5 protein-coding genes are annotated in these 5,547 nt (G+C 69.0%); 1 reads left to right on the forward strand and 4 read right to left on the reverse strand.

The window, feature by feature from the left end:
* Positions 1–201: 201 nt before the first annotated feature.
* Both VIR09_RS05190 and VIR09_RS05195 read right to left on the reverse strand, forming a co-directional pair.
* Positions 202–1,425: an iron-containing alcohol dehydrogenase gene (locus VIR09_RS05190; RefSeq protein ID WP_332011907.1), complete on the reverse strand. Its 1,224-nt coding sequence runs from the start codon at positions 1,423–1,425 to the stop codon at positions 202–204.
* 30 nt (positions 1,426–1,455) lie between these two features.
* On the reverse strand, positions 1,456–2,469 hold the full coding sequence (locus VIR09_RS05195) for an Ldh family oxidoreductase (protein ID WP_332011908.1): 1,014 nt from the start codon (positions 2,467–2,469) through the stop codon (positions 1,456–1,458).
* Between the two features lie 111 nt (positions 2,470–2,580).
* Between VIR09_RS05195 and VIR09_RS05200 the strand changes: the two genes are divergently transcribed.
* On the forward strand, positions 2,581–3,300 hold the full coding sequence (locus VIR09_RS05200; RefSeq protein WP_332011909.1) for a GntR family transcriptional regulator: 720 nt from the start codon (positions 2,581–2,583) through the stop codon (positions 3,298–3,300).
* A 77-nt stretch (positions 3,301–3,377) separates the two neighbouring features.
* Here VIR09_RS05200 and VIR09_RS05205 read toward each other — a convergent pair whose 3' ends face one another.
* Positions 3,378–4,277: a TonB family protein gene (locus tag VIR09_RS05205; protein WP_332011910.1), complete on the reverse strand. Its 900-nt coding sequence runs from the start codon at positions 4,275–4,277 to the stop codon at positions 3,378–3,380.
* 75 nt (positions 4,278–4,352) lie between these two features.
* The coding region (locus VIR09_RS05210) for a four-carbon acid sugar kinase family protein (protein WP_332011911.1) at positions 4,353–5,547 on the reverse strand (1,195 nt) is incomplete at its 5' end.

The raw sequence follows: 5,547 nt of genomic DNA on the forward strand, positions 1-5,547 counted from the left end.
CGGCATCCACGGCCGCGGCGGCGTCTTCCAGCGTGGCGTCGGCCACGCTAGCGATCACCTGCTCGGTGGACGGGTCGAACACGTCGATGCGACGCCCCGAGGTGGCGGCGCGCCAGGCGCCGTCGATGTAAAGGTCAGTGGACAGCTTGCTGGCCTCGATGGTCATGTGTCAGCTCCGGATAGGGATGAGAAAAGGGGTTGTCAGGATGGGCGAAACGAGCCGCGGCCCGCGTGGGCGGCGGCCACGATGGCCGCGATGCCGGCCTGGTCCAGCGGGCGGGGATTGTTCGTGACCAGACGCGCGGCCAGCATGGATTGCGCGGCGATCCAGTCCAACTGGTCGGCGCGCACGCCCAATCCTTCCAGCGTTGCGGGGATGCCGATGCCCGCGAACAGTTCGTAGACATGACGCGGCGCGTTGGCGGCGAGGCGTCCGGGATCGGTTTCCGTATCCCCCATCGCCTGCGAGATGGCTGCGTAGTCGGCGGCGCAGGCCGGCGCATTGAAGTCCATGACGTAGGGCATAAGCGTGGCCACGCCCGCGCCGTGCGCCGTGTGGGTCAAGGCGCCGATGGGGTACTGGATGGCGTGAGCGGCGGCGGTGCCGGCTACGCCGAAAGCCAGGCCCGCGGCCAGCGCCGCGGCCATGACCTGCCCTCTGGCGTGCAGGTCGGCGCCGTTCTCGACCGCGCGAGGCAGATATGACGCGAGCGCGCGGATGGCGACCAGCGCCTGTTGGTCGCTGAAGGCGTTCTTGCCAACGAACACGCGCGTCTGTGCGATGTCGGCGTCCGGGCTGCGCCGGACCGCGGTCAAGGCCTCGATGGCATGGGTCAACGCATCGGCCCCGGCGATGGCAGTCAGTCCCTTGGGGCAGGTCAGCGTCAACTCGGGATCGCAGATGGCGGTGTGGGGTATGAGGTGCGGGCTGGACACGCCGACCTTCAGGTCGCGGGCGCTGTCGGCCAGCACGGCCACGGGCGTGACCTCGGAGCCCGTGCCCGAGGTGGTGGGTAGCGCGATCACGGGGATGGTCGGGCCAGGCACCTTGTACTCGCCGTAATAGTCGGACGCTTGTCCGCCGTGCGCCAGCAGCAGGCTGACCAGCTTGGCCATATCCAGGCAGCTGCCGCCGCCCAGCCCGACAATGGCATCAGGCTGGAAGGCGCGGTGCGCGGCCACGCATTCGTAGACGCCGTCGACGGGCAGATCGGGTTGGGTGCGGTCGTACACCTGGACGCGTACGCCCGCGGTTTCCAGCGACGCCAGCAATTCGGACATTTCCGGAGTGCCGGCAAAACGCTCGTCGGTGCAAATCAGCACACGTTGGCCCAGGGCGGCCGCGACGCGGCCCAATGCCAGGCGCTGGCCGTTGCCGAACAAGACAGCGCGCGGCGCGCGCATGATTCCAAACAAATCAGTCATTGATGATCCTTGAATGAAGTCGTAGTGCGTTCAGGCGGCGCATTGCGCCAGATCGAGAATGCGGTGCCAGACCTCGTCGGCCAGCTCGATGCCAGTGTCCAGGCGCTGCCGGCGTTCGGCGCGCGCCCGGTCGCCCGGTACCGCGACGGGCCGCTCCGGTTGCAGGGCGGGGCACGCGCGGATTTCATCCAGGTAGCGGGTGATGCGGTCGGCGACCGCGCCAGAGCCCGCCTCGACCACGATGAAGACGTCGCCCTTGTTGCAGACCTCGCTGGAATCCAGCGTGCCCTTGACCGCAGTGCCGAGCGCGGATGTCGTCAGGCTGGCCACCAGCAATTCAAACGCCAGCCCCAGCGCGTAGCCCTTGGCTTCGCCAAAGGGCGCCAGCGCGCCTGCCTTGGCGGCCGTGGCGTCCGTGGTGGGATTGCCCGCGCCGTCCAGCGCCCATCCCGGGTCCAGCGGCCGGCCGTGGTTGGCGTAGTCGTGGATCTTGCCCATGGCGACCTGGCTGGTGGCCATATCCAGCACGAAGGGTTCGTCCTCGGTAGGCACGCCGATCGCGATGGGATTGGTGCCGATCAGGGCGCGGCGGCCGCCCCAGGGATGCACCAGGGCCTCGCTGGTCGACAGGGCCAGCAGGATCTGGCCCGCGCGCGCCACCTGTTCCGCATAAAGCGCCAGCATGCCGATGTGGTTGTTGTTGCTGACCGCCGCGATGGCGATACCGGTCTCGCGGGCGCGGTCGCCGATTTGCTCAAGGGCAGCCAGCGCGATGACCGGGCCCAGGCCTCGTTCGCCATCCATGTCCAGGAAGGCGGGGGAGCGCCAAACGGCGGTGCCGCGGGTTTTCGGGTCGGCGACGCCGTTGTGGATCCGCTCGATGATGCGCGGAAGGCGCAGCAGGCCGTGGGATGCCCGGCCTCGCAATTCGGCTTCAAGCAGCAGGTTGGTCTGCGTCGCGGCGTGGCCCGTCGGGGCCCCCGCCAGTTCCAGTGCGCGCATGCAAGCCTGCCTTGCCTCCCCCGTTTTTATCGTTGTCGTCATAGTCTCGTTTGGTTGTTAAATCCGATCGGATCTGAAATACGATCTGATTTATGCTAACCTCGTAACAAATTGGACGTCAACACATTGTTGGCAAACCTGGGCGAAACAACCATGACGACTCTCTCTCTCGGTTCCGCAGCCGCGCCCTCGAACGCGCCGGGCGGCCAGCGCTTGGGCGAGCGCGTGCGCTCCTTGGGCGATGAGGTCTATGAGACGCTGCTGTCGCAGCTCATTTCCTTGAAGATCGCGCCCGGCATGCGCATCGCGGTCGATGCGCTGGTGCGCGAACTGGGCGTGTCGCAGACGCCAATACGCGCTGCGCTGATCCGGCTTGAAACGGAAGGCCTCGTCGTCAAGACCCACCACGTGGGGTACAGCGCGGCGCCCATGCCCACGCGCCGGCGCTTCGAGCAGATGTATGAACTGCGCCTGCAACTGGAGCCGTTCGGGGCGAGCCTGGCCGCGCAGCACATGACGGACGCGGCGCGCCAGGAATTGGCCGCGCTGTCCGCCGCCATGAGCGCCCCAAGCGCCGACGACGCGCGCGTGGCCTACGGCAAGTTCGCCGTGCTGGACGCGCAGTTCCATTCCTGGATTGCGCAGCAGAGCGGCAACGAGCTGCTGGCCGAAGCGCTGGCGCGGCTGTATGCGCATACCCATCTGTTCCGGCTGCGCTTCCACTCGCGGGTCACCGAGGAAGCCGTGACTGAACACGCGCGCATCGTGCAGGCGCTAGAGGCGCGTGACGCGGACGGCGCGCAGGCCGCCATGCGCGACCACATCCTGAGGTCGCGCGAGCGCATGGCGCCGTTCTTTGAAATGCTGGACTGAGTCGAGGCGTCGGGTTTCGATTCCCGCCGTCGTGTGCTGCGGGAGCCCCTCAGCCAGGGCGGGGCAGGGAGCCCGCCCTATTGCCTGCCCAGGCTGATTCCGTCCCGTATCTGGCGGAATGCGGACAGGGCGCCTGGCATGTCGCGGCTCGTCGTGGTGCAGCGCATGGCGACACGCAGCGTGGGGCTGTCCAGCAACGCGTTGTACTGCAGCAGGGGCACGCCATCCGCGCCGCTGCTGGCCGGGGCGACGTAGTCGATGCCCTTGACGCCCTGCAATTTAAAGCCGCTCCGTTGTCCAGGCGATTCGCCTTGTGCGGCCAGGATGGCTACGGCGGCCGCCATCCGGGCAGCGGCCGAGAGCGGGGCTTCGGCGCCGGGGTGAGTCTTCAGCGTCTTGCGCGGCGTGCTGAAGCCGACGCCGCACAGATAGCCCGCCGCACCCGCTGCTTGCGGAGTGCCGGCGGTGCTGGCGATCTGCACCAGCACGTCGAATTCCTCGGACTTGCCGACCTGCGCGATCCGGTAAGGGGCGGGCACGGTCACGCCGAAGCCGCGCGCCGGGTCGGCGTAGCGGAGCTGCACATTGCGTGTGGGTCGCGGGGGCTGGTCTTCCATCTCGAAGCGCACCGGCACCATCAAGATTTCCTTGTCGGCCGGCATGTCGGCGGGGAAGGCCGGCAGTGGACTGGCGCGTTGGATCATGCGGGTGACGGCTATGTCCACGGCGACATAACCCGAGGAACTGGCCAGTTCCACCGCAGCGATCTTGCCGTCCCGCATCACGGTGAGCCGCAGGCGCAGGCTCAGCGAGCCATCCAGACCTTGCGCTTCCTTGGGCATCGACAGGTCGCGATGCAGCTTGCGTATGACGCCGCTGGTCCATTCGGCCCGATCGGCCGGCGCGGCGGCCAGGACGGTGGTGGACACACACAGCGCGATCGCGGCGATAGTCGAAGCGCGCAGCGGCAAGTTCATGACGGCAAGTCTCCAGAGTGAACGGCGCCCGCCGGCCGGGCGCACCGGCGCAGCATAACCCGGCCGCGTTCCGCCTCAGTCCTGCCCCAGCGCCAAGTCGTCGAACAGCAGATCTCCGCCCATCTGTCCGCCCTTGAGCATCAGCTCGATGCCGTCCGTGGCGGGGTCGTCGCTGCGCGTCAGGCTGACGGTCACGCCGGGCGCCAGCACGCAGCGGAACGCCAGTCCCCATAGGCCCAGGGCCAGGGTGGCCTGGCTGGAGGTGTCGCCGCCAGCGATGCCGACGCGCGACAGGCGGGTGCCGGTTTGCGCGCTGGCGCGCACGATGTCCGCCACCAGTTGGCCGGTGGCGCGGGCGGTGGCGGTGGTCTGGTGTGACGTCAGCGCCTGTGCGGGCCGGTCGGTGTGCGCCAGCACGTTGCGTCCCTGGGCCAGCATGGCCACCGCTTGCCGAACCTGTTCTGCCGCATAGGCCGGGTCCCGCTGCAGCCGTTCCGCTTGCAGTGGCTGACGCCAGTACTGCCGGCAAGCGTCGATCTGCCTGGCGGTGACCGGAGACAGGCTGCCGGCCACCACCAGCACCGGGCCGCCGGCCGCTGGTAGCGCCTCGGCCGTGGCGTTTGCGCCGCCCGTCGGCATGGCGCGGGCCAGCGCCTGCTGCACGCTGCTGGGACCCACCGCCAGCAAGGGCAGGCAGGACGCCGCGCGCCAGATCAGACGGCCGATGATGGCGAGTTGTTCCTCGTCGACCAGGTCCAGCAGCAGAGGTCCGTCGGTGGTCTCGATGACCTGGTCTATCCAGTCGTCCAGCAGCGGCGCGTCGGCTGCCCGGCGCAGGCGCGGGTAGGCCGTGTGGGGCAAGGAGCGGATGTCCGGCAGGCCTTGCGCCGCCAGGTGCAGGCGCAGGTCGGCCTCGTGCATCGGGGTGACGGGATGCGCGCTCATGACCGGATGGCGGTCGATGCGATGGATCTCGGGCGCGGAGCCCGCGCGCGCGAACAGCTGGGCGAAGCTGCAATAGCGGCCGATGCTGGGCTGTCCGCCGACGATGGGTACCAGCGGGTTGGGCATGTGGCGGCGCAGTTCGCGCACGGCGGCGCCGATGCTACCCACCTCCGGCGCGCTGTCGAAAGTCGAGCAGCACTTGTAGTGCAGCACGCGGATGCCGGCGCCCGCCATGTAGCGGCCCACGGCGCGCAGCTCGTCCTGCATTTCTGCCGGCGCCATGCCGCGCGCCGCGCCGGCGATGCCGATGGCGTCCAGCGGGCCG

It is taken from the genome of Achromobacter sp. (genome assembly GCF_036567245.1).
Taxonomy (GTDB): domain Bacteria; phylum Pseudomonadota; class Gammaproteobacteria; order Burkholderiales; family Burkholderiaceae_B; genus Achromobacter.